At 44.5% G+C, this 24,958-nt stretch carries 24 protein-coding genes and 1 tRNA gene; 12 read left to right on the forward strand and 13 right to left on the reverse strand.

Annotation, left to right across the window (positions count from 1 at the left end):
• The first annotated feature begins 61 nt into the window (after positions 1-61).
• A tRNA-Arg gene (locus Q7V21_RS01915) sits at positions 62-138 on the forward strand.
• Between the two features lie 97 nt (positions 139-235).
• On the opposite strand, the gene Q7V21_RS01920 is transcribed toward Q7V21_RS01915, so the two are convergent.
• From Q7V21_RS01920 to Q7V21_RS01955, 8 genes are all read right to left on the reverse strand, one after another.
• The gene (locus Q7V21_RS01920; protein ID WP_304915668.1) at positions 236-1,138 is read right to left on the reverse strand and encodes a hypothetical protein; all 903 of its coding nucleotides are present in this window, start codon (positions 1,136-1,138) and stop codon (positions 236-238) included.
• 67 nt (positions 1,139-1,205) lie between these two features.
• Entirely contained in the window at positions 1,206-2,996 is a 1,791-nt protein-coding gene (locus Q7V21_RS01925) for a diguanylate cyclase (RefSeq protein WP_304915669.1), read from the reverse strand.
• A gap of 415 nt (positions 2,997-3,411) precedes the next feature.
• Positions 3,412-3,948: a glutathione peroxidase gene (locus tag Q7V21_RS01930; protein WP_304915670.1), complete on the reverse strand. Its 537-nt coding sequence runs from the start codon at positions 3,946-3,948 to the stop codon at positions 3,412-3,414.
• 123 nt (positions 3,949-4,071) lie between these two features.
• Entirely contained in the window at positions 4,072-5,724 is a 1,653-nt protein-coding gene (locus Q7V21_RS01935) for an ABC transporter ATP-binding protein (RefSeq protein WP_304915671.1), read from the reverse strand.
• Positions 5,721-6,917, reverse strand: coding sequence for an ABC transporter permease (locus Q7V21_RS01940; protein WP_304915672.1), 1,197 nt, complete (start codon positions 6,915-6,917; stop codon positions 5,721-5,723). Before Q7V21_RS01940 ends, Q7V21_RS01935 begins: the two co-directional genes overlap by 4 nt.
• On the reverse strand, positions 6,910-8,292 hold the full coding sequence (locus tag Q7V21_RS01945) for an ABC transporter permease (RefSeq protein ID WP_304915673.1): 1,383 nt from the start codon (positions 8,290-8,292) through the stop codon (positions 6,910-6,912). Before Q7V21_RS01945 ends, Q7V21_RS01940 begins: the two co-directional genes overlap by 8 nt.
• Positions 8,293-8,298: 6 nt before the next feature.
• On the reverse strand, positions 8,299-10,179 hold the full coding sequence (locus Q7V21_RS01950) for a peptide-binding protein (protein WP_304915674.1): 1,881 nt from the start codon (positions 10,177-10,179) through the stop codon (positions 8,299-8,301).
• Between the two features lie 181 nt (positions 10,180-10,360).
• Positions 10,361-11,284, reverse strand: a complete 924-nt coding sequence (locus Q7V21_RS01955; RefSeq protein ID WP_304915675.1) for a patatin-like phospholipase family protein — start codon at positions 11,282-11,284, stop codon at positions 10,361-10,363.
• Positions 11,285-11,392: 108 nt separating this feature from the next.
• On the opposite strand from Q7V21_RS01955, the gene Q7V21_RS01960 reads away from it, so the two are divergent.
• Positions 11,393-11,608 (forward strand): hypothetical protein, encoded by a 216-nt coding sequence (locus Q7V21_RS01960; protein ID WP_304915676.1) that lies wholly within the window; start codon positions 11,393-11,395, stop codon positions 11,606-11,608.
• Positions 11,609-11,610: 2 nt separating this feature from the next.
• Here the strand turns inward: Q7V21_RS01960 and Q7V21_RS01965 are convergent, their stop codons facing one another.
• Together Q7V21_RS01965 and ybaL are read right to left on the reverse strand one after the other, a co-directional pair.
• Positions 11,611-12,987 carry a ribonuclease J gene (locus Q7V21_RS01965; protein WP_304915677.1) on the reverse strand — a complete coding sequence of 459 codons (1,377 nt, stop codon included), beginning with the start codon at positions 12,985-12,987 and terminating at the stop codon, positions 11,611-11,613.
• Positions 12,988-13,020: 33 nt separating this feature from the next.
• Entirely contained in the window at positions 13,021-14,724 is a 1,704-nt protein-coding gene (ybaL, locus tag Q7V21_RS01970) for a YbaL family putative K(+) efflux transporter (RefSeq protein ID WP_304915678.1), read from the reverse strand.
• Between the two features lie 267 nt (positions 14,725-14,991).
• Between ybaL and Q7V21_RS01975 the strand changes: the two genes are divergently transcribed.
• The 3 genes from Q7V21_RS01975 to Q7V21_RS01985 are packed head-to-tail and all read left to right on the forward strand — an operon-like array spanning position 14,992 to position 18,270.
• Positions 14,992-15,285 (forward strand): OadG family protein, encoded by a 294-nt coding sequence (locus Q7V21_RS01975; RefSeq protein WP_304915679.1) that lies wholly within the window; start codon positions 14,992-14,994, stop codon positions 15,283-15,285.
• A 43-nt stretch (positions 15,286-15,328) separates the two neighbouring features.
• Entirely contained in the window at positions 15,329-17,125 is a 1,797-nt protein-coding gene (oadA, locus tag Q7V21_RS01980) for a sodium-extruding oxaloacetate decarboxylase subunit alpha (protein WP_304915680.1), read from the forward strand.
• An 11-nt stretch (positions 17,126-17,136) separates the two neighbouring features.
• The gene (locus tag Q7V21_RS01985; protein WP_069295279.1) at positions 17,137-18,270 is read left to right on the forward strand and encodes a sodium ion-translocating decarboxylase subunit beta; all 1,134 of its coding nucleotides are present in this window, start codon (positions 17,137-17,139) and stop codon (positions 18,268-18,270) included.
• 27 nt (positions 18,271-18,297) lie between these two features.
• On the opposite strand, the gene Q7V21_RS01990 is transcribed toward Q7V21_RS01985, so the two are convergent.
• The gene (locus Q7V21_RS01990) at positions 18,298-18,627 is read right to left on the reverse strand and encodes a hypothetical protein (protein WP_136553109.1); all 330 of its coding nucleotides are present in this window, start codon (positions 18,625-18,627) and stop codon (positions 18,298-18,300) included.
• A gap of 109 nt (positions 18,628-18,736) precedes the next feature.
• Here Q7V21_RS01990 and Q7V21_RS01995 point away from each other — a divergent pair, with 109 nt between their 5' ends.
• Genes Q7V21_RS01995 through Q7V21_RS02015 form a run of 5 tightly spaced genes read left to right on the forward strand, consistent with a single transcriptional unit; the run spans position 18,737 to position 21,895 of the window.
• Positions 18,737-18,958 (forward strand): RNA-binding S4 domain-containing protein, encoded by a 222-nt coding sequence (locus Q7V21_RS01995; RefSeq protein ID WP_069295281.1) that lies wholly within the window; start codon positions 18,737-18,739, stop codon positions 18,956-18,958.
• A gap of 59 nt (positions 18,959-19,017) precedes the next feature.
• Positions 19,018-19,341, forward strand: a complete 324-nt coding sequence (locus Q7V21_RS02000) for a metalloregulator ArsR/SmtB family transcription factor (RefSeq protein WP_304915681.1) — start codon at positions 19,018-19,020, stop codon at positions 19,339-19,341.
• Positions 19,342-19,377: 36 nt separating this feature from the next.
• Positions 19,378-19,863: an arsenate reductase ArsC gene (locus tag Q7V21_RS02005; RefSeq protein ID WP_304915682.1), complete on the forward strand. Its 486-nt coding sequence runs from the start codon at positions 19,378-19,380 to the stop codon at positions 19,861-19,863.
• Positions 19,863-20,897, forward strand: coding sequence for an ACR3 family arsenite efflux transporter (arsB, locus tag Q7V21_RS02010; RefSeq protein ID WP_304915683.1), 1,035 nt, complete (start codon positions 19,863-19,865; stop codon positions 20,895-20,897). The genes Q7V21_RS02005 and arsB overlap by 1 nt, the downstream gene beginning before the upstream one ends.
• A complete protein-coding gene (locus Q7V21_RS02015) occupies positions 20,894-21,895 on the forward strand; it encodes an ArsJ-associated glyceraldehyde-3-phosphate dehydrogenase (RefSeq protein WP_304915684.1) in 1,002 nt (333 codons plus the stop codon). Before arsB ends, Q7V21_RS02015 begins: the two co-directional genes overlap by 4 nt.
• 1 nt (position 21,896) lies before the next feature.
• On the opposite strand, the gene alkB is transcribed toward Q7V21_RS02015, so the two are convergent.
• Together alkB and Q7V21_RS02025 are read right to left on the reverse strand one after the other, a co-directional pair.
• Positions 21,897-22,547, reverse strand: a complete 651-nt coding sequence (gene alkB, locus Q7V21_RS02020; protein ID WP_304915685.1) for a DNA oxidative demethylase AlkB — start codon at positions 22,545-22,547, stop codon at positions 21,897-21,899.
• On the reverse strand, positions 22,544-23,107 hold the full coding sequence (locus tag Q7V21_RS02025; RefSeq protein WP_304915686.1) for a methylated-DNA--[protein]-cysteine S-methyltransferase: 564 nt from the start codon (positions 23,105-23,107) through the stop codon (positions 22,544-22,546). Before Q7V21_RS02025 ends, alkB begins: the two co-directional genes overlap by 4 nt.
• A 140-nt stretch (positions 23,108-23,247) precedes the next feature.
• Between Q7V21_RS02025 and Q7V21_RS02030 the strand changes: the two genes are divergently transcribed.
• Together Q7V21_RS02030 and Q7V21_RS02035 are read left to right on the forward strand one after the other, a co-directional pair.
• Positions 23,248-23,658, forward strand: a complete 411-nt coding sequence (locus tag Q7V21_RS02030) for a hypothetical protein (RefSeq protein WP_069295287.1) — start codon at positions 23,248-23,250, stop codon at positions 23,656-23,658.
• Positions 23,659-23,843: 185 nt separating this feature from the next.
• Positions 23,844-24,941 (forward strand): alkene reductase, encoded by a 1,098-nt coding sequence (locus Q7V21_RS02035; protein WP_136553102.1) that lies wholly within the window; start codon positions 23,844-23,846, stop codon positions 24,939-24,941.
• Positions 24,942-24,958 lie beyond the last annotated feature (17 nt).

Genomic DNA, 24,958 nt, shown 5'->3' on the forward strand with positions numbered 1-24,958 from the left:
AATTTTTATTAATTTATCCTTGTGATAATCAGTAAAAAACAGTAAAATTTCACGCTTTAAAGCGCCTGTAGCTCAGCTGGATAGAGTACCTGGCTACGAACCAGGCGGTCGCACGTTCGAATCGTGCCAGGCGCACCAAAATTGAAATACAATCAAGCAGTTATCATTAATTTGGTAACTGCTTTTTTGTTTCTGCTGTTCTTGCTTATTAGAACTTTTTTAAATGCCATTATCTTTAGTATGCTTGCACACCATACTTGAGTAGCATTCTCGGAAGAATATCATCAAGGTTCTGGACTTCTTCATCCTGCAACTCAATTAGATTAAACCCATATTTTTTGTAGATTTCGATTTTTTGTTTCTTCCGTGCCAGATATTTCTGATCGTTTTCATAACCCCAGTATTCAATATAGACTTTACCGGTCGGGATATAAAAATCGCAGTAAACATCTTCTTCTATTGGCAACTTGCGTTCATAGGCATGAACAATCTCAGCCATATAAAGCCAGTTATCAATTAACATCTCGGCTTTGGAGCGAACAAAATGTCCATCAGCACTGCGGTGCTTAGCTTCAAATTTTTCTCGAAATCCAATCTCGGTTTTTTCTTGTGCGGTATCAATAACCGGTTCGGACTCCGAAGATTTACCCTTAACCTGATCAATCGATTCATTAAGCGATTTAAGCTGAAGAATTGACTCAGGCCAGCGTACAAATGGTATACCTGACTTCCAATCTTCAGTTTGGATCCCTCCAAGTTTCACCCCCTGTTCGGTAGCAATCCACCCTTTAATGCCTTTTTTTAACCAGCCCAGCTCTGAAAGAATAAAGTTGATTTTGTTGGCTGAAATTTCAAAGTGGGCAGCCAAGGTTTTTGCGGTCATAAGTGTTTTTGATGCATTCTTATCAGCTGATTCAAGCTCTTCCTGAGAAGCCAGCGGGATTGTCTCTGGCCAAACTATGTATTTCCCATATTTGTCGGACTCCTGATACTCACCGCCACTGGCTTCTCCGTTCACGGTAAGAACCCAACTCTCACCATCTCTATTAATCAAACCTTGTTTGGCAAACTGGGAAAATAACTCTTTTGCTGAAATACCATGTATTTTTGCCAGTGCAGAGGTGGATATTTTTTTCATTAGTCAGTCTTCCTTGAACAAATATTATTCTGAAACAGATGGTTAATGACTTGTATGTATAGTCTTTTCAACGCTCATCTAATTTGACTTCGTACATATGTTTATCAGCCAAGTTTACTAACTCATCTGCAGATGTTGCATCTTGTGGACACGATGCTGAACCGATACTGGCTGTCACCGAAAGACTATTACCGTTATATATAAGTGGCTGTTGAATTGACTCATTAATCGTTTTTATAACTCGCTGAGCCTGAACCGGTGACGTTTCCGGTAACAAAACTGCAAACTCATCTCCTCCCAATCTTGCCAGTGTATCCGTCTGGCGCAAGGTTTTATTAAGCTGTTTTGCTACGTGTTTAAGAATCTCGTCTCCAACGTGATGGCCATAGTTGTCATTTATCGCTTTGAATCCATTTAAGTCGATGAACAGGATAGTGAACTCACGTTTGTTTCGACGGTAATCCTGAATAAGTTTATTGATAAATTCAAAAAACATCAGGCGATTTGCCAGTCCGGTTAAACCATCATGATATGCCTGCCATTCCAATTTACTCTCGGCCTCACGCCGGCTGGTGATATCAATAATAAATGCCAATACATGTTTATCATCTAATGCGGTTAAACGCTCCAGAAAGTAATACTCTTTGCCATCTACGGTCAATGGATACTCTAAAGTTGCTGGCTCACCCGTAAGAATCGTAGTGGCTATCAAGGCCAATTTCTTCTCAACCAGTTCTGGTTCTAATATTTCGCTGATATTGGCTCCATTCAATTTATCCACCGGCAAAAGCAATGGGAAACTTTCTTCAACTTCATAATCAATAATAGTACCGTCGGCCCGCATTGTGAGCAGAAGATCTGGCATGGCATCAATAATGGCTTTATTACGTTGATTAAGAACAGACAGCAGCTGCCTGGACTCAATCTGTTTAAGCAGTTGATATCCCAGAATCATCAATAACAGCGTGAAAGTTAGCAAGATGATGATGTTTCGTTTCATCATCAGATTTTGATAACGTTGAATCAACTGATTGGATGCAGCCAGATTTTCAGCAACAATGGAAAACATTCCCCACCGGTCAAGAAGCTGAACATCACACAGTGCATTGTCATCTAATTTAATGCGATAGATGCCAAGATCAGTTGTTGTCTCAGATTTATTGTTTTTGCAAAGACTATAAATATCACCTTTATACAGCTCATCATCCAGATTGGAAGACCAAATGAGTTTGCCAAACTGATCGGTTAACAATGCGGAAATATTTTTATTTTTAGTGATTTTGCCAAGCTGAGCGGTCAGAGCAGAACTTGTTATTGTGGCAAGCACCACTCCCATAAATTCATCTTCGCTATTTCGGATCGGATAACTCATCGCAATGTATAAAGCACTTTCCTGAATAACGGATTGTCTGGGAGATGATATAAAAAACTTCGATTGGTTACTTTTTAAATGCTCAATAAAGTAATCCCGCGTTGAAATAGAGGGCTGATAACCATCTCTGGTAGAGAACGTCACCTCCCCCTTACTGTCAGCAAGAGTGATATGCCAGATTGAAGGATTTAAATTTTTTAACCTCATAGCAAATGCCGAGACTTGCTCCGGGGAATAAACCGCTAAGGAGCCAAGCTGTTTAAGATTTGCAGCCAAAAAAGAAAACTCTTTATCAATAAGCTCTGCTTGCAACACAGATGACATGCTGACACGTTGAGAGATTTGGGAATGAATCGAGTTTTGATAGCCAGAGAGTTGTTGATGGTAAAAAAAGTGCAAACTTAACGCACCAACAAACCATAAGCACACCATGACAAACACGATAGAAGTGCGATTAAAAAACCATTTTTCAACGTTTTTACTCATATATTCAGATTAGCGCGATAGTAATAAAATCGCACTAAAAACACTTTAGAATTCGGATAGTTGTGCACATTTTTTAATAAAGCACCTGCTAAGCATCGTTACTTAATTATCGGTTGAAAACTAAAATACTTAATTGGTTTATTGGACTAGTATCGATCTTGTTCATGGTGGAGTTTTTTAAAGGTAATAACCAAATTTTTTTCGTAGCTGGTATCTAAAGTACATGAGAAATTATGTAAATTGATGACTAGTGCACGCATATTGCTTCCTTGTAGTGATGAGTGGCACTGATTTGCTACATCCTACAACGAAAAATTGATTTTGCTAGATAAAAATCAGGCTGATGAACAGAGCAGACTTCACACTGTTCATCAGCCTTGGATTGAAACGTTTTATTATCAGAGGTTATTGGTCGTTACAGTAACGATTCAATAGCTTCCGTGAGTTTTTTGTCAGTTGGTTCAACCTTGCTTGGAAAAGCAGCGACAACTTTGCCTTCTTTGTTAATTAAATATTTGCTGAAATTCCATCCAGGCTGTTCACTCTGGCGGTTAATTTCCTGAAACACCGGATTGGCTTTCTGACCAGTCACATAGCTTGGTGCGATCATGGTAAACGTGACACCAAAGTTTTCCCGGCAAACACGTTCAGTTTCAGCTTCGTCTTTGGCTTCCTGATTAAAATCATTGCTGGCAAAACCAACAACCATCAAACCACTTTCCTGGTATTTCTGGTGCAAAGCTTCCAAGCCTTCAAACTGCCGGGTATAACCACAGTGGCTGGCGGTATTTACGACTAATATGGGTTTACCATCAGCAACTTCACAAAGGTTTACAGTTTCATTGGAATGCAGTTTGGGCAGTTCATAATTCAGAAAATCCGGGCAGGATGATTCCGCCTGCACGGAGAAAGACAGCATTAAGCCCGAAATCAACAGCAATAGCAGACGCATAATCAATATCCTTTATAAGTATTCATCAATCAAAGCCATCTCGGCTTTAATACCTAATCAAGCAGACCAGCTAAAACCACAAAAGTTGAGATAAAGCGTTATTAACGGCTTGGATAAAACAGATTAAATCGCCGTAGCCAGATATTTATCATCAAGTCTCGGTACCGCATCCAGTAAATTTCGAGTATGTGCATTCTGTGGCGATTTCATCACTTGCTGGGTAATGCCTGATTCGACTAACTGCGCTTTGTGCATCACCACCATTCGATCCGCAAGATAATCGACCACACCCATGTTATGGGTAATAAACAACATGCCAATGCCCTCTTCATCCACCAACTGTCTTAATAGTCTTAAGATACCGGCTTGCACCGAAACATCCAGTGCTGAAGTGATTTCATCACACAGAATAAATCGCGGTTCCAATACTAATGCTCTGGCAATTGCCAGACGTTGACGCTGGCCGCCAGAAAATTCATGCGGATAACGCCATAAACTATCGGTTGGCATTTCCACCCGATCTAAAAATCTCGCTGCAATCTGAATACGTTCTGCATCAGTTTGACCGATACCATGAACCCGCATTGGCTCAACTAATGTGGTGTGGATCGGTAAGCGTGGATTCAAACTCGAACCAGGGTCCTGAAACACCACCTGCATACGCCGTCTTAAAGGCCGCATTGCTTTGGCAGATAGTTGAGTAATATCTTGTCCTTCAAGAATAATGCTGCCCGCAGTCACATCCTGCAGTCTTAATAAGGCTCGGCCTAATGTGGTTTTGCCACAACCTGACTCCCCCACCAGAGCGACTATTTCGCCAGCATTAACCTGTAATGAAACGTTATCCACCGCTTTAAACTGATCGACAACGCGACGCATCAGCCCCCGTCGCACCGGAAAATACACTGACACGTCTTTGACTTCCAATAAGATCTTATCGGATTTGGCTGGTCGGGTTGGTCTGGGTAAGCGTTCAGGTAATGCAGCAATCAAGCTTTGTGTATATTCATGTTGTGGGTTACGCAGCACTTCAGCAGTGGTGCCACTTTCAACTAATACACCTTTACGCATAACGCCGACAACATCAGCAATCTGAGCCACTACCCCAAAATCATGGGTAATGAATAACATGCCCATACCACGCTTGGTTTGCAGCTCACGCATTAATTTGAGGATTTCCGCCTGTACGGTTACATCAAGCGCGGTGGTCGGTTCATCAGCGATTAACAATGCCGGTTCACAAATCAACGCCATCGCTATCATGACTCGCTGACGCTGTCCGCCAGATAAGCGATGTGGAAACTCACGAATTCGGCTGGCAGGTTCAGGAATACGTACTTCTTCAAGCGCGGCTAGAACTCTTTGTTTACGGGCTTCTTCACTGAGTTCTGGTCGATGGATCTGTAACACTTCATCCAACTGTTCACCAATGGTTTGCACCGGATTAAGCGAAGTCATTGGCTCCTGAAAAATCATCGCAATACGACTGCCACGTACTTTCCTCAGCGTTTCAGTATCGGCATTAAGTAACTCGACATCTGCCAGTTCGCCTTGCGGATCTGATAAACGAATCTTACCCGCGGGATAGCGGAAATGATTTTGCGGCAACAACCCCATAATGGATAAAGCTGTAACGGATTTGCCACTGCCTGATTCGCCAACTAAACAATAAGTTTGTCCGGATTCAACTGCCAGACTGATGCTATTGACTGCGCGTAGCCAATTTTCACCTTCACCCAGTTCGGTTATCAAATTTTCAACTTCCAGCAACTTCATGACTGCATACCTCGACTGGTATGCGGATCAACAGCATCGCGTAAAGACTCACCTAACAGGTTGTATGCAAACACTGTCATGAAAATAGCACCGCCGGGAAACACCGCCAGCCACCAGTTAAATGTAGACGATTGCACCGCCTGATTGAGTAATTGTCCCCAGGAGGGATCATCAACCAAACCAAGACCAAGAAAGCTCAATGTCGCCTCTGCCAGAATCGCTGACGCCACACCAAAACTGGTAGCCACTAATAACGGTGCCAGACCGTTAGGCAACATATGACGGAATAAAATTGAGCGTAATGGCAAACCACTGGCAACCGCCGCCTGCACAAAATCCTGTTGCCGAAGTTTGAGAAATTCTGCTCGAACATAACGGGCATAACCGGACCAGGCCGTTATCCCGATAATCACCATCATCATGTAAATAGAACGTCCAAAAAACGCGACGAATGACAACAGCAGGAATAAGGTCGGTATTGCTTCAAATATTTCCACCAGTCGCATGCCGATAATATCGACAATGCCAGAAAAATAGCCCATCAAGCCCCCAATAATGGTGCCGATAACCAAGGCAATTCCGGTAGCGATAAAGCCGATGCCCAAGGCGATTCGTGATGCATGAATCATTCGTGAAGCGACATCCGCACCATTTTCATCCGTGCCCATCCAATGAGTCCGGTTCTGTGCAGATAACGGTGATTCAATACCGGTATCGGCATAATCACGTAAATAATCTTTTGCCGAATATGGAATCGGAGCGCGAATTATTTTTTCTACTTTACCTTCAGCTTCCAGCTCACGGTAATGCTCATACACGACCAGAATGGGTGGTGAAACCGTTGCATAGGCAATAACGGAAACAACCGCAATACTGACCAACCACAATAAAATCTTTTTCCACACGACTAATGAAAATGCTGAGATGACCAAGGTGATAAAAAAGCCACTTAACCAAATCCAATCCAGTGCTTCCATGTGCTTGAGTAACGGACTGGTGGCCTGGCCATCAATCACCAGATAAATGGGATGACTGCTAGCCAGAAACGGGGAAAAAGTTGCAATCATCACCAGTAAGCCAATCCATGCCAAACCGATCTTGGCGCTGGTTCGTTTTAATAATGATGAAACAACCTGTTGCGCCCAGGATTTGGACGGTTGCTTGACTGGAACTTCAATTATTTGCTCAGTCATAACTAACCCTCGGATCGACAATCGCGTAAGCAATATCAGCCAGTAAATAGCCGACTAATGTCAGCAGACCGGAAATCAATGTCACAGATAAAACTAACTCCCGATCACGGGTTTGAACCGCTTCAACGGCCAGTTTTCCCATACCATCAATACTGAAAATGCTTTCCACAATCACCGAACCCGCCAACAAACTCGGCAGCAAGGTTGCAGAAACGGTAATCAATGGCAGCAGCGAATTACGAAATACATGCCGCCATAAAACACTTTCTTCATCGACACCTTTAGCTCGGGCAGTACGAGCATAATCTGCTGCCAGATTTTCCAGCAACGATGACCGTGTCAGTTTGGCTAAAAAGGCCAACCCACCATAGGAAAGCGCGATAACCGGTAACACTAAATGCCACAGCCGATCTAATAAATATCCGCCCTGAATGAGTTCAGCGCCTAATAGATTGGATAATGCCAAACCAAATCCCACCGCAAATCCGCCGGTAATAATAATTCGCAAAGCAACATTGCCCAGTCCCGCGAAAAGTCTCACCAACATGGCCATCGAAGGAATCAACAACACATGTAGCACCCCGAACATGTCACCATTCAGATTAAACGCCATGGCGTAGCCCAACACTGCACCGATAATTAGCCCGGCAAGTTGTCTGATCTTCAATGAAAACGTTACCACTGCACTGATAAGCGCAACCGTGAGCAAAGCCACACAGGCAAAGGTAATAAACACATCGCCCATGCTGGCCATTAATGGCAGGAAAGTCTGATCAGCAGTCTCTCTTCGCATCAAACCGCCGGTTGGAAACCATCGCCAGTATTGTTCTGAAGCAAAAAAACCGATAAAAAGAACCCCGGCCAACATACTGGGCACAGACCACAAGCCGAGCAGGAAAATATTTGAAGTGACATCAAAGCGACCACCACGCTGCCGGGCGGCTTGCACACCAATGCCGATGGCCAAAGCATAGATAAGTGGTATTGAAATCAGATTGAGTAATAGCGTGATGGGTAAACGTTCAGCGATCATATCGGTGACCGGACGCCCGTAACGGAAACTGGTGCCCAAATTAGTCCCTTTCCATAAGGAAAACTCGCCAAAAGAGCCATCGGGCAAACGTTTAAAACCAATCGGTGAAATATTATTCAACCAGCGAACATATTGCACCGGGGCCGGTTTATCCAGCCCATAAAGCTTGTTGTAATAATCTTCCAGCGCCTGGCGGCTTTGCGGTTCCAGCTCCATGCCATCTACCAGCGATTGAGCACTGATTCCCCCCGGAGCCGCCGCCATCACTGTAAAGACGACAATGGTGATGCCGAGCAGCGTCGGAATCATCAGCAGGATGCGTCGTAACAGATAATTCAACATAGTTGTTTAGCGTCTGTTCTGTAGTTCGGCCGGCACATATATCTCAACCGGAACACTCATCAGATTCAGACCCAAACTGGTTTTTTCCAGATTGTGGATACGGCGATCAATAAAAGCCATGGTATTGCGGCGGAACAGGAAGGTATAGGGTTGATCATCCACCAGAATTTTCTCCGCCTGATGCCACAACTTCATACGTTCTTCTTCTTTCACCTCAGATCGTGCCGCATCGATTACAGCGTCAAGTTCAGGGTTTCGATAGTTGATAAAGTTATCCCCACCTTCCACCGTCTGGCTAGAGTGGAACATTTGGTAAATATCGATTTCGATACCTGAGGTCCAGGCCAGCGTGATGGCATCAAAGTTTTTCTGCTGGATGTTTTCCACCATCACCGACCACTCAGTTGGATTCGGTTTCATGATAATGCCGGAACGGGCATATAAATCACGCAGGAAAAGCACCATCCGCCGGGTATCATCACTGTCCTGAAAATAAGTCAGCGAGAATTCAAATCTGTCACCGTCAGGAGTTTCCAGAATGCCATCGTTGTTGCTGTCCTGAAAACCCGCTTCCATCAATAACTCACGAGCCTTTTCAATGTTATAGGGAATCGCCTGATTGGCTTCATCATGTTGGGCAGATCCTGGCATAAAGGGACTGGCAGCAGGCTGACCATAACCGAGGAATATTTCTTCCAACACCCTGTCTACATTAGTCAACAAGGACATTGCCATCCGTACCCGTTTATCAGCAAAAATGGTTTTCTTACCGCCACGCTCCTGATTCCAGGCAATAAAACTATAACCAGCGGTTGGGCTCATATATTCAAAATTCTGGCTGCGTTCAGTAATGCCCTTGTCATCAAGCAGATTTTGATATTCACGTGGCCGGGCACTGTAAACATCGATATCACCATTACGGAAAGTAGTTAACCGGGCACTGTCATTTTCGATAATACGCCAGACGATTCGATCAAATGACGCACTGACAGGTCCCCAATAGCGCGGATTACGCACCAGTTCGACAACACCGGTATCCGGTGTCCAGCCTTCCGGGTTACTTAAACGAAATGGGCCAGACCCCATTAATAACCCACGACTTTCATTAAATTTTTGTGGATCATCGAGAAAACGGCCATAGAAATGTTCAGGTAAGATGTCCAGGCTGCCTGCTAATTGCAGACTATTGAAATAGGGTTCATTGAAAACAAACTCAACATGATAATCATCCAGCGCGGTTACCCGTTCCATCCTGGATAAATACGCACGGCTACGCGGTGCGGCAATGGCTTCATTCATGATGAAATTAAAGGTGAATTCAACGTCTTTTGCGGTTAAAGGCTCACCATCAGAAAAAGTGATATCACGACGCAAAGTAAAAGTAATCGTCAAACCATCCGACGACGTAGTCCAGTCTTCCGCCAGCAAACCATTCCATTCCAGCGTATCCGGATCACGTGACAATAAGGATTCCAGTACATATTGCTGAACTTCACTTGAATAAGCATCTGCCGAAACCAGTGGGGTTAAAGTGCGGATGTTGCTGGCAAAGGCCATCATCAGCCAGTCACCTTGCGCATAATCTTCTTTTTCAGCGGCCAGACGCGCCCGTTCGAATGCGTCAGTTCCTTTCACATCATTAAGGCTTGTTGGTCGATTGTTTGGATTACTACTGAAATCAGCTGTACGTATCGTTTGTTCAAGATTACGCAATAAACCCCGCGTCGCGCGGATATCTTTTGCCTGCTCCTCCATCACCCGGGTCATTTCATTCATTTTGCTCCATTGCCGGTCTATCTGGACCATCAGCAACAGAAACATCACTACAAATAAACTTAATCCCAGCCAAAACCAGAGCTTACTGATACCCACGTTTCCATTTTTCATGCTTTTGTTTGCCTATATCTCTGTAGATGTGCGTTATTTTTGTTAATTGTGTTGCCCAGACTGACAGTTTGTACATCCGCTGTCAGTAGATTTCTACTAAAAATTAGCTTCACGACATGACAGTTTCAAATTTAAATTGGTTCTTAAACCCTGTTAAATTGTTCATTAACTCTCTCTGTCGTTATTGACGCTGCCCCAGACAGAATTGAATTTCTGCCAGATTTTTCTCCACACATTTCTCGCCGGACTGAATCGCTTCAGCTGCACGATAAAACTCCAATAATCCAATATGCGATATCCGCGGTTGCAATAATACATCCGGTGGGTCCCCTGCCATGCGGCTACGGGTAATTCTGTCCTGCGTGATATTCACTGAGGCCGCAATGGCCGCAAACATATCCGGTACATATTCTTTGGCTGGTCTCTCCTCGCCAAAAAAATTGCCCGTGTAATTGGTAATAAACTCACTGAGTCGATTGCCAAGCAAACTGGCACTTTGGTCATTTTTCGGCACGGGTGGATTTTGATGCAAATGCTTACCTAAAATATCGCCATTCAGATTCACTGCAATCACGATATCAGCCCCTAATGCGCGACAGACTGAAACTGGAACTGGATTAACCAGTCCACCGTCAATTAACCAGCGATTGTGATGTTTTATCGCCGGGAACAAACCCGGTAACGAGATTGACGACCAGACTGCTTCCAGTAATTTTCCTTGAGTATTCCAGACTTCCTGGCCCGAATGGAGATCTGTCGCTACGCTGGCATAACGAGCAGATAGTGACTCAATCAACATCGAATCATCCGCTACATAGCATGATAAAAAATCATGCAGCTTGTCTTTGTTGACCACGCCATTGAAGGGAAAACCAATTTTAAAAAAACCGGCAGTTTCGAGCTTGGTCAGTTGAAGTAATCGTTGTTGCAGATCGGGTAATTTATTACTCAGATAAGCCGCACCGACCAGAGAGCCTATTGACGTCCCCACCACTATATCCGCTTTTATTCCCGCTTTTTCCAACGCATTTATAACGCCAATATGGGCCCATCCTCGAGCGGAACCACTACCTAACGCTAAGCCTATTTTCAGTGAATCTTTCATTGATTTTCCATTAATTATAGGTTGCTTTTAGCGTTAACCTGATGAAAGAATTAAAGATATAGGAAATCAAACCGCTATCTTTGTAGAGTCGTGCAAAGTTGGGGCAAGATGATGGATATTTCACGAATTTATCATAATAATTTTTTAATTACATATAGCACACAACCTGTAAATCCTGGACAGCCAGCTGCGGATAAAACCCAGTCCACCATCCAGGAAGATAGACGGCAGCGTCGTGAGCGACGTAAACGCAGACAGAAAACATTAATTGAAAGAAGGGTTTCTTCAGAACGGCGTGGCCCTGCCTTCGATGCAAAGGCCTGAACTCAGATTTTTTTCAGCAGCTTTCGATCAAATAAACCCCAGCGTCCCGTTTTCACTGCGCCACGTCGAATGCCATTGACCGGCGCAATATAAAACAAATCACCATTCTGTCCCAATAACTGCTGTCTGATACCACTGGCTTTGGCAATTTTGGCGTTAGCTTTCATATGCATCAATTCACCATGAACCGGAATAGCACATTGAGGCTGTACCCATTGATACATGGTTTTCAGCTCTTCACTGGCCGGATGTCCCGAAGCGTGAATGGGTAAGGCACTGTTATCAATATCAATCACATCAACCTGCATGCCCTTAAGCCGCTCAATCAATGTGGCAATTGCTAATTCATTACCAGGAATAACTTTAGAGCTGAAAATAACGGTATCACCAGGTGACAATTGCAAATCGCGAAAACTGTTCTGGCTCAAGCGGTTTAATGCTGTTCTGGGTTCACCCTGACTACCAGTCGCCACCAATAGAACAGTGTGCGCAGGCAGATAACCCAAATGTGCTGAATCAACCGATGTTTTCACATTAGTCCATAAACCCACATTTTTGGCTGCTGATACAGTGTTGATTAATGATCTTCCAAGCAACCCCAAATGCCGGCCGGTTTCTTCAGCAATCCTCGCCAAAGTATGTAATCGCGCGATATTACTGCCAAAACAGGCAACAACGACCCTGCCCTTGGCGTGTTCAACATGGAATTTCAGGCCTTTATACAGATTCGCTTCTGATTCAGACCAGCCTCGCACATTGGCATTGGTCGAGTCACAGACCATTGCATCCACCTGATATTCCGCCAGCTTTTGAAATGCACTGGCATCATATGTCTTACCCACCACTGGGGCTTTATCAAGCTTCCAATCTGCAGTATGAAAAACCTTACCCACCGGCGTGCTGATTAATAAGGCATAGGGCTCTGGTATGGAATGTGTCAGTCGTAGCCATTCCACATGAAATACCCCAATCTGTCGTTTGGCATCGGCTTCGACGATGATCACCGGCACTTTATCTGCAATTCCCTGTTCGACCAGTTTACGGCGCAGCATTTCGGCGGTAAATGCGGTGGTATAAACCGGACAACGAAAATATTCCCACAGATAGGGCACTGCACCGATATGGTCTTCATGTGCATGAGTAATAATCAGGCCATCCAACTGTTGGCGACGGTCAATCAGAAATTGCGGATCCGCCATTTGAATCGGTGGGTTTTGGCTATTGAGCGGATCGCCAAACTCATCTACCTCTGCTTGAAAAGTGACGCCACAATCTACAATTAACCAGCGCCCGTTATGTCCATATACATTCAGGTTCATACCAATTTCGCCACAGCCTCCCAACGGCAGGAACCAAAAATCATCTTTTCCAGGTGTCATCCAGACCTCTTAATTCAGGCTCCTCAACAGGAGTCAGTGTTCAGTATTTTTCGGGGCAAATCGTGTGGTGATATGACTGGTGATACTTTTCGCCAGTTCATCTTCACTGAAAAAAACTTTACCAATACCATCTTTTGTTAATAGTTGTGCTTCGGCCGCATTGTATGTTCTTAATACAATCTCAATACCCGGATTTAATTTGCGGGCGGTATCAGCCATTTGTCTTATATCAACTGGATCCGGTGTTGCAATAACCAGCATGGCAGCATTGGCAATATGTGCCTGAATTAATACTGCAGGTTCGGCGGCATTACCCGCCACCGCTGCAATACCCTGTTTGCGTAACGCTTTGACCTGTTCGCGATTTTGTTCTGCAACAACAAATGGAATATCACGGGCTTTCAGTGCTTCAGCAACCCGACTGCCAACACGACCGAATCCGACCAACACCACCTGCCCCTTAAGAAATTTACTTGCGGTGGACATCGGCAACTCAGCAAACGGCTCCTGGCGACGTTCCAGTCTGCGGGCTAAAAATGAACGCATCAATATCCATTTACGTAGTGGATTGACCACAGAGAACAACAATGGATTCAGTGCTATCGAAATGATAGCTCCGGCCAGTACCAGATTCATTCCTTCCTGGGGTAATAATCCCAGAGTCAATCCTAAACCGGCAAGAATAAAAGAAAACTCACCGATTTGCGCCAGACTGGCAGCCACCGTTAAAGCCGTGTTCAGCGGATAACGAAACGCCAGCGTGATCGCCATTGCCGCCATGGATTTACCAATAATGATAATACCTACCACAGCCAAAACATGTAGTGGCTGTTCAAGCAGAATTACCGGGTCAAACAACATACCTACTGCAACAAAAAACAACACTGAAAACGCATCGCGCAGCGGTAACGATTCCTCTGCCGCGCGATGACTGAACTCGGACTCACGCATCATCATGCCAGCAAAAAAAGCGCCTAAGGCAAACGACACATTGAATAATAATGCCGCACCATAAGCAATGCTGATGGCGGCGGTAATAGTGGCCAAAGTAAATAATTCACGCGATCCGGTCCCTGCCACCTGCCAGAGGATCCACGGAAAAAGTCGACGACCTAGAATCAACATCACCGCAACAAATGCAGTAACTTGAAACAGTATCTGACTGATAGTTCGCCAAAGTGGCGCATCTGAAACGCCTGCTTCGCCAGAACCTAAAATCCCCGCCAATGCTGGCAGTAACACCAGCATCAGTACAGTGGCCAAGTCTTCGACAATCAGCCAGCCTATTGCAATACGCCCATTTATTGTCTCCAGCAACCCTTGGGATTCCAGAGCTTTTAATAACACCACCGTACTGGCACAGGATAATGACAAACCCAACACCAGTCCCTCTCCAAAAGTCCACCCCCAACTCATGGCGAGCATGGTGCCGAGCAAGGTGGCAATAGACATCTGCACAATGGCCCCGGGAACTGCAATGCGCTTGACCGCCATCAAGTCCTTGAGGGAGAAATGCAAGCCCACACCAAACATCAAAAGCATCACCCCAATTTCGGATAATTGAATCGCAATATCAACATCAGCATGAAAACCGGGTGTGCTGGGCCCAATAATGATTCCTGCCAGCAAATAGCCAACCAAAGCAGGGATATTAATTTTTTCGGCAATAAAGCCCAGCACCAGTGCCAGACCGAAGCCGGCAGCAATCGTGCTGATAAGGGGGACATGGTGTTCCATAAGTTTCAGCCTTTTTCCTTAAAAACACTGACTAAACTCTGTACACCCACATCGGTTTACAGACCATCCTTTTTCTGAGTTTTACCTAGCAAGTCATTAAAACACAAGCTATTTTCAATATGGTTTTTTCCCTGTTACTCTAGGTCAAATGAGGCCTTATGCGTAAAGGAAATATGTGAGTTAAATCAACAATGCTATACTACGCGGCTGTTTACAGTTGAATACGCTTCAAGCTTTTAACGACCCAAATCAATTAGAGGCAAACTGATGGAAGACACCACCCTTATGTCAGAAGGATTCACGCTTATGCTGACCGGCATGGGTTTTGTATTTATGTTCTTGACCGTACTAGTACTCGTCACAACCTTAATGTCATGGATAATTACCCGCTACGAAAAGAGCGTCGGCGCCCTTCCAGTTGATGGCATACCCGCTCCAACCGCCGTACTCGGTCAACCTGCATCAAACACCAAAAACTCATCACAGCCTTCCCAAGATCACGCACTACTCACCGTATTATCAAGCGCAGTGCATAAATACCGAAACAAAAAAAATAAGTGACGCCAAGTCACCATATAACTAAGTTTAATCACAAGGCCATAATATGACCGAAGCAAAAAAAACTCTTGGCATCACGGATGTTGTTCTACGTGATGCCCATCAATCTTTATTTGCAACTCGACTCCGTTTGGATGATATGTTGCCGATTGCCGATAAACTTGACCAAGTCGGTTACTGGTCAGTCGAAACCTGGGGTGGCGCAACGTTTGACGCCTGTATTCGTTATTTAGGCGAAGATCCCTGGCACCGTATCCGCAGTTTGAAAGCAGCTATGCCGAATACGCCACAACAAATGTTGTTGCGCGGTCAGAATTTGCTCGGTTATCGCCATTATGCTGATGATGTCGTACGCAAGTTTGTTGAAAGAGCCAGCATTAATGGCGTTGACGTATTCCGCGTATTTGACGCGATGAATGATCCACGTAACCTTGAAGTCGCCATTAAAGCCGTGTTGGAAAATGATAAACACGCCCAAGGCACCATGGCCTATACCATCAGCCCTGTTCATGATCTGCAAATGTGGCTGGATATGGCAAAACGCATCGAAGATATGGGTGCCCATTCCCTATGTATTAAAGATATGGCTGGTTTGCTTAAGCCTTACAAAGCTTTTGAACTTGTTAAAAGTCTTAAGCAAACCATTGATATCCCTATACATATGCAATCCCATGCCACTACAGGCCTGTCGACGGCAACCATTATGAAATGTGTTGAAGCTGGTATTGATAATGTGGATACAGCAATTTCCTCCATGTCGATGACCTATGGTCATTCCGCGACTGAATCAGTGGTATCCATCTTTGAAGGTACTGATCGTGACACGGGTTTAAATATTGAATTACTTGAAGAAATCGCCGCTTACTTTCGCGAAATCCGGAAAAAATATGCCAAGTTTGAAGGCAGTTTACGTGGGGTAGATTCACGCATCCTGGTGGCTCAGGTTCCGGGCGGTATGTTGACCAATATGGAAAGCCAGTTGCGTGAACAAAATGCACTGGATCGTATGGATGAAGTTTTACATGAGATTCCGCGAGTGCGCGAAGATCTCGGCTTTATCCCATTGGTTACCCCTACTTCGCAAATTGTCGGCACCCAAGCGGTTATTAATGTTTTGACTGGCGAGCGCTATAAATCCATTACTGAAGAAACCCAAGGTATATTACGTGGAGAGTATGGTTCAGCGCCTGCTCCCTTCAATACTGAGCTGCAAAAACGCGTTTTGAATGGTGCTGAGGTGATTACTTGCCGACCAGCGGATCTGCTTGAAGATGAAATGGATAAACTTACCGCTGAGTTGGTTTCACTGGCAGACCAGGACAACTTCAAACTGGAAGAAGGTGAAAGACAGATTGATGATGTATTGACCTTTGCCTTGTTTAACCAGACAGCAATTAAATTCCTCAAAAATCGTGGCAATCCGGATGCTTTTGAGCCATTACCCACGGCTGAAGCAACTCATTCATCAACTGCTCCTGCTAAACAAGCTGGCGCACCAGAAACTTACACTATTACCGTCAATGGCCAACAATATGTGGTTGAGGTCAATGAAGGCGGTGATATCAGTCAGATTGACAGTTCACAAGCACCTCAAGCAGTTCAAACGGCTCCCCAACAGCCAGTCAGCGAAGGTGCCGTCGTCAAGGCGCCTTTATCCGGAAATATCTGGAAAATCATGGTAGCTCAAGGACAAGCCGTTAATGAAGGTGATGTGATACTCATCCTTGAAGCGATGAAAATGGAAACACAGATCGTGGCAGAACATGCCGGTACTGTGACTGCTATCAATGTAAAACCCGGTGATACCGTCAAAGTTGGCGACGCACTGGTTTCAATCGCTTAAGGGCTAGTCGAATGGATAAGTTATTACATCTATGGGAAGCCACTGGTTTCTATCAAATGCAGCTCGGTCAGGCTGTGATGATTCTGATCGGTATGTTGTTGTTATATCTGGCTATCAAGAAAAACTTTGAGCCATTATTGCTGGTACCCATTGGATTTGGTGGTGTATTGGCCAATATTCCAGGAGCAGGCTTAGCCGAAGCCGGTGGTATTTTGGATTTGTTTTATACCATCGGTATTGCGAGTGGGGCTTTCCCACTGATTATATTTATGGGTGTGGGTGCAATGACCGATTTCGGTCCTTTGTTAGCGAATCCCAAAACCTTATTTCTGGGCGCTGCAGCACAGTTCGGTATTTTTGCCACGCTGATGGGGGCAGTGTTACTTTCGACTTTCGGAATTTTTGATTTCACTCTGGCAGATGCCGCGGCAATCGGCATTATTGGTGGTGCTGATGGTCCGACGTCGATATATGTTGCCAGTAAACTGGCACCGGAGTTATTGGGTGCAATTGCGGTGGCATCGTATTCTTATATGGCCTTGGTTCCATTGATCCAACCACCTATCATGCGTGCGCTGACTAATGAAAAAGAACGCAAAATCCGTATGCACCAGCAAAGACATGTGTCACAACGTGAAAAAATTGTCTTCCCGTTGGTATTGTTGATTCTTGTTGCCCTATTCCTGCCGGATGCTGCTCCATTACTGGGTATGTTCTGTTTTGGTAATTTGATGAAAGAATGTGCGGTGGTGGATCGTCTAAGCAACACTACCCAAAACTCATTAATCAATACCGTGACCATCTTCCTGGGCTTGGCTGTTGGTTCACGCTTAAGTGCGGATAGTTTTTTGAATCATATGACTCTGGGTATTTTAGTGCTTGGTATGGTCGCATTTTCTATCGGTACCGCATCCGGTGTCATCATGGCGAAGATTCTGAATAAAGTAACTAAAGAGCCCATTAATCCATTGATTGGTTCTGCAGGTGTATCAGCTGTGCCTATGGCGGCACGGGTTTCAAATAAACTGGGACTTGAAGCTGATAAACATAACTTCCTGTTGATGCATGCCATGGGTCCGAATGTGGCCGGGGTTATCGGTTCAGCAGTGGCTGCAGGTATTTTGATCAATTACGTCGCAAGCTAATCTTTTTGCTCCCTGAAACAGCCTGTTTCAGGGAGCAATTTGTTTACCCTTCACTATTCTGACGCCCGCGATTTGATTACCAAAGCCTCTTATTTCACAGCCATAGCCGCTAAATGATGCTTGTGATTCAACCAGTCCCAACCATTTCTCACCCGGAGCTTGAGCACCACTCATTCTGCTAAAGGTAAGTCCTCTGCTCTGCAGTTCAATGACAATATCGTTATACGTCATTCCCGGTTTGATTTGCTGACAAGCAGTTTTAATCTTTTCGGTTTCCCACACGTAATAGAGCGGGTATAACATCACCAGCACAATTGAAAACTGTAGCAACTTTACTAAGATCAGCTGATATTTCATGGCTAAGTTTCCTTTCATCAAGCCATATTGAGTTTGCTGATTGTAGTGGGTATGACTTTACTAAAACGTGATGTACAGATTGTTTTCCCATAAATAACAGGATCATTAAATGACAAACGAAATCACCACCGTGCATATCACTAAAAGCCCGGTCGAACTGTTCAAAATTCTCAAATTTGAAGGCATCGCCGACAGCGGCGCTGAAGCGAAAAATATCATTGCTGAAGGCCATGTTAAGGTCAACGGTGTGGTGGAAACACGTAAACGTAAACAGATGGTAGCTGGCGATATTTTTCAGATCGGTGACGATAGCTGGCAATTAGTAGATTGACATTCAAACAAATTAATATATGTTTTTCATATATATGAATTTCCGAATATATCACCATTATGGATTTACTGAGTTTTCACAAATGTCTGGCAGACGAAACGCGTTTGCGTTTAGTCCTGCTAATAGTCGATCAAGACGAATTATGTGTCTGTGAATTGATTTCAGCCCTGCAAATCAGTCAGCCAAAAATATCACGTCACCTGGCGTTACTCAGACAAAGTGGTCTTTTGCTGGATCGACGCCAAGGTCAATGGGTGTATTACCGTCTAAACCCTGATCTGCCCGCTTGGGCGACACAATCCATTGATGCTGCTTATCAAAGCAAACCGAACTTTTTTAGAGATGATTTAGTGAAGTTACAGCGCTTAGGTAATTGCTGCTAAAAATTTTAGCCTGAAATATATGGATAAACATATGTTATGACAACCACTCCTCCCAAACTGTTATTCCTGTGCACCCACAATGCCTGTCGCAGCATCCTGGCTGAAGCCATTTGTCGACAATTAGCTGGTCATAAATTTATCGTTGCCAGCGCGGGTAGTCAGCCAGCCGGAAAAGTGTTTCCCCAAACCTTAAACAAACTAACTGAACACGGTTACAACATTGATGGATTATCCAGTAAATCCTGGGAAGCTTTGAGTGACTATCATCCTGATATCGTGATCACCGTCTGTGATCAGGCCGCAGGTGAAAGCTGCCCTATCTGGTTCGGCAAAGCCGTCAAAGGTCATTGGGGATTGCCTGATGCTTCCAAAATCACTGATTCAAACGAACGGGATCAATGTTTTGATGGTTTGATTCAACTGCTTGAAACAAGCTTTACTGCTTTGTTGGAATTATCGTTGGCGAAGCTTTCTGCAACGGAAATCAGCACTGAATTAAAACGAATTGGAGCCACTAACTGATGGGTATTTTTGAACGTTATTTATCGGTATGGGTCGGGCTGAGCATTCTGGCAGGATTATTTTTAGGTAATCTGTTTCCGCCCATATTCGATCTAATCGCCAGCCTGGAATACGCTCATGTAAATCTGCTGATTGCGATATTTATCTGGTTGATGATTTATCCAATGATGGTACAGGTGGATTTCACCGCCATTAAAGATGTTGGCAAAAGGCCGCAGGGAATTTGGCTGACTTTGGTCATCAACTGGCTGATCAAACCTTTCACTATGGCTGCTTTAGGTTGGTTGTTTTTTAAAGTATTTTTCGCCGGTTGGGTCGATCCGCAATCAGCTGATGAATATATTGCCGGCATGATTTTACTGGGCGTTGCACCCTGTACGGCGATGGTATTTATCTGGAGCCAACTGGTTAAAGGCGATGCCAATTACACTCTGGTGCAAGTCTCGCTCAATGACATCATCATGATTTTCGCTTTTGCGCCGATTGCCGCATTTTTACTTGGCATCACTGACTTAACTGTGCCCTGGGAAACCTTGCTGATCTCAGTCGTGTTATATGTTTTATTACCTCTTATTGCAGGCTTTTTTACCCGGCAACACATCATTAAAAGCAAAGGCTTACCCGCTCTCAACAGCTTTTTAAGCCATATCAAACCTTGGTCAATCATGGGTTTATTGGCCACTGTGATTTTGCTGTTTGGTTTTCAGGCTGAAACCATTTTGCAACAACCTTTTATTATTGTGCTGATTGCTATTCCCTTGTTGATTCAAACTTACGGGATTTTTGCTTTGGGTTACTTTACAGCCATCAAAATGCGTCTGCAACACGATGTCGCTGCTCCTGCCTGTTTAATTGGCACCTCAAACTTTTTCGAAATGGCCGTTGCTGTTGCCATTTCATTATTCGGTCTGCATTCAGGTGCTGCTCTGGCAACCGTGGTCGGTGTATTGGTGGAAGTGCCAGTCATGCTGACATTAGTCTATTTTGCCAATCGCACCCGACACTGGTTTCCTAAACAAGAGAATTTATCATGACAATCAAAGTAGGTATTAACGGTTTTGGTCGTATTGGACGCTTGTGTTTACGCGCTGCGTGGGAATGGCCAGACATTGAGTTTGTACAATTAAATGATCCTGCTGGTGATGCTGAAACTCACGCGCATCTATTAAATTTTGATTCGGTACATGGTCGTTGGGAGCATTCTGCACTAGCCAATGGCAGCAATATTACAGTTGGTGATAAAACCCTTGCGGTAACCGCGAATAAAGCCATTAATGACACCGACTGGTCAGGCTGTGATGTTGTTATTGAAGCATCCGGCAAAATGCGTGATAGCACAATGTTACAAGCGTATTTGGATCAAGGTGTAAAGCGTGTGGTGGTGACAGCCCCGGTCAAACAGGCTGGTATCTTAAATGTGGTAATGGGTGTGAACGATGATCTGTACGATGCGGATGCGCATAAAATTGTGACCGCCGCCTCTTGCACCACAAACTGTCTGGCCCCTGTCGTCAAAGTTATTCATGAAAAGCTGGGCATCAAACACGGCATGATCACCACCATCCATGATTTAACCAATACTCAGTCAATTATGGATACCCCGCACAAAGATTTACGCCGGGCGCGTATGTCTGGTAACAATTTGATTCCCACCACAACCGGCAGTGCCACCGCTATTACTGAAATTTTCCCTGAACTCAAAGGCCGCTTAAATGGCCACGCGGTTCGCGTCCCCCTAGCTAATGCTTCATTAACGGATTGTGTGTTTGAAGTTGAACGCGCTACCTCGGTTGAGGAAGTCAACGCGTTATTAAAGTCCGCTGCAGAAAATGAATTAAACGGAATCCTGGGCTATGAAGAAAAACCCTTGGTATCGAGTGATTATCGGGGCGATCCACGTTCAAGCATTATTGACGCCCTATCCACCATGGTCACCAATCAGACACAGGTGAAAATCTACGCCTGGTATGACAATGAATGGGGCTACAGCATGCGAACCATGGAACTGGTACTTAAAGTAGGTCTAAGCTGAGTTATCTGGCCTGACGGAAGGTCAGGTTATATCGATACGACCCGGTCAATGGATGCTGACCGGGCTTTAACGTTAATACACCATGGTAATAACGTCTTGCCGCCCCACCCCAGACAATTACATCACCGTGCTCTAATGGAATTCGCTGTACAGAATCATTTCGCTTTGGCCCGCCGAACTGAAACACGATTGGCAACCCCAGTGAAACAGAAACTATTGGCTGAGAAAAATCCTTTTCATCCTTATCCTGATGCAGGCCCATTTTGGCACCGACTTCATAGCGGTTTATCAGACATACATCAGGTGAAAATCGGCTAAAACCGGATTGTTTTGCCGCTGTTTCAGCAAGTTCGCGAAAACTTTCCGGCATTGCTGGCCAAGCCTGTTGAGTTTGCGGGTCAATTTCACTGTAACGGTAACCCTGTCTGTCACTATGCCATCCCACGTCACCACAATTGGTAATTGCGGCAGACATATAAAAACCGCCCGGTGTCTGCATCCTGCTAAAAGGCGATTCTGCCGAGAGAGTGTCAAGCTGATTTAACAATTGGGGCGCCATTTGCAAAGCAAAGCTTCTTAACAAAAAAACTTCCGGCAGGATTTGTTCACATTGAAGCTGATTTGCCTCAGCAAATAAATCCGCTGTGATCATTTTGTCAGTGTCATGCGCTCACGACGCAACAAAGCCTGCTTAATCTCTACACCCCAGCGATAACCGGAAAGTGAACCATCCTTACGAATCACTCGATGGCATGGAACAATCACCGCAATATTATTCGCTCCACAGGCACTGGCAATGGCTCTCACCGCGCCCGGATTCTGCAGTTTTTCAGCAATATCGCTATAGCTAACAGTTGAACCAGAGGGAATATCAGACAAGGCTTGCCAGACTTGTTGCTGGAACAGTGTACCTCGTTGATCCAACCGGAAATCAAAACGCTTTTGCGGATTGTGTATTTGATCAATTACTTTTGAGAGAGTGCTTTTCACACCCTTGCCACCATCAACACAGGTTGCAGCAGAAAACTGCTGTTGCAGACTGGCCATCATATCCTTGGGAGATTTACCCAAATACACGGCACAAATTCCGCTTGAAGATTCTGCTGTCAGTACATGCCCTACATGGCTGATACCAATAGCAAAATGGATTTTTTCAGTTACTGGCGCAACGACTTTCAATTCACTGGCCATCATTGACTGTCCTCTGTTCACGTTGCGTTCACCTTACTGTTGTTAGTTTACATTCTAAATCGTATTCCCTTGTCAGTTTAACAGTAGGGAATTTGCCGATGCACACAGTTTAAAATTGGATTAAGCTGTGATTGATATGGGAATTATTCCTGGACACTACTATGAAATTGAAATTAATTTTACTGTTATTAGCTGCGCCACTGTTAGCAAATGCTGGTGCTGTTTCTCAACTCGGAACCGGCGATCCGCTAAAACTGGTTTATCAGGAAATGCTTTACCAATATCAGGTAGGTCTGGAATTGCATCAACAATACGACTTCAAGCAGCCGATTGATGTGATGCAGTGCAAAAATCAACATGGATATATTCAAACACGTGCACGATCCATGGTGGGTACTGCCAATCAAGTTGAAGAAGAAATCCGCAGTGAAGTAATTGATGCGGCATGGTTCGCATTAAATTGTTCACGTTGCGGCAGTCCGGCCGATAGTTGCGACGCCGTGCCGGAAAAACTGCAGTTCATTAAATCGCAGCTCGAAGCAAAACAAAAAGCTAAATCTGAGCAGCAATAATTTCACGCCCATCCAGACGTTTACATTTTTGAGATGTCAGATATTTACTCTCGTTAATTTTTACTTTTAAAACAGTGATTAATGATTATCAACGATGTTGCTTAGTTAAGCTTTAAGCATAGTGATAAGTACTTTTTCCAACGTTTTAATGTTTCTTCTTTTTTCTTTCATCCCAGAGGTCTTTGATGAACCAATCGCAAGATATTACTCTGTTATCACCTATCAAAATTGGTGACCAGACATTTAGAAATCGAATGGTCATGGCACCATTAACGCGGAACAGAGCGGGTGAAGGCTTAGTGCCCACTGACATGAATGTGATCTATTATCAACAGCGGGCATCTGCTGGCCTGATTATCAGCGAAGGTACACAAATAGCGGATGATGCCTTAGGTTACCCATTGACGCCCGGCATTCACACAGAAGAACAGATAATCGGATGGCGGAAAGTAACTGATGCCGTGCATAAAGAAGATGGTCTGATTTTTGTCCAGTTGTGGCATTGCGGCCGGGTTTCACATAGCTCTATGCTACCAAATGGCATGAAACCGCTTGCCCCCTCAGCCATTAAACCTGCAGGAGAAGTTTATACCTACCAAGGTATGCAACCCTATGAAACACCCCAAGCCATAGAAACCGCAGATATTCCACGAATTGTTGAACAATACCGTCACGCCGCCTGTTGTGCAGTTGAAGCAGGTTTTGATGGGGTCGAAATTCATGCGGCCAATGGCTATTTACTTGATCAATTTTTACGCGATGGTACCAACAAACGTGAAGATCAATATGGCGGCAGCCTAGAGAACCGCGCTCGCTTAATTATGGAAGTGACTGCTGCAGTCTGCGAAATTTGGGACCCGAAAAAAGTAGGCATTCGCTTATCACCTTTACAACCTTTCAATGACTTGCATGATTCCAATCCCGAGGCCACTTTTAGCTATATAGTCAAGGCACTTAATAAATTCGGGCTGGGCTATTTGCATATCACCGAGATGGGCGCAGAGACTCCTGGAATAGCTGGCCCGGCATTTGATATCAGCGCATTACGTGAATTATGGGATGGTATCTACATGACCAACAGCAATTATGACCAGGCATCAGGGAATAAAGCCCTAAAAGAAGGTAAAGCCGACCTGATTTCGTTTGGAAAATTATTTATTGCCAATCCGGATCTACCCGAACGATTTGCCACTAATGCCATGCTCAACGAAGCAGATTCCAACAGTTTTTATGGTGGTGATGAAAAAGGCTATATTGATTATCCATTTCTCAAACCTGCATAAATTTAAAATTTCGATAA

This window comes from Methylophaga sp. (assembly GCF_030651745.1).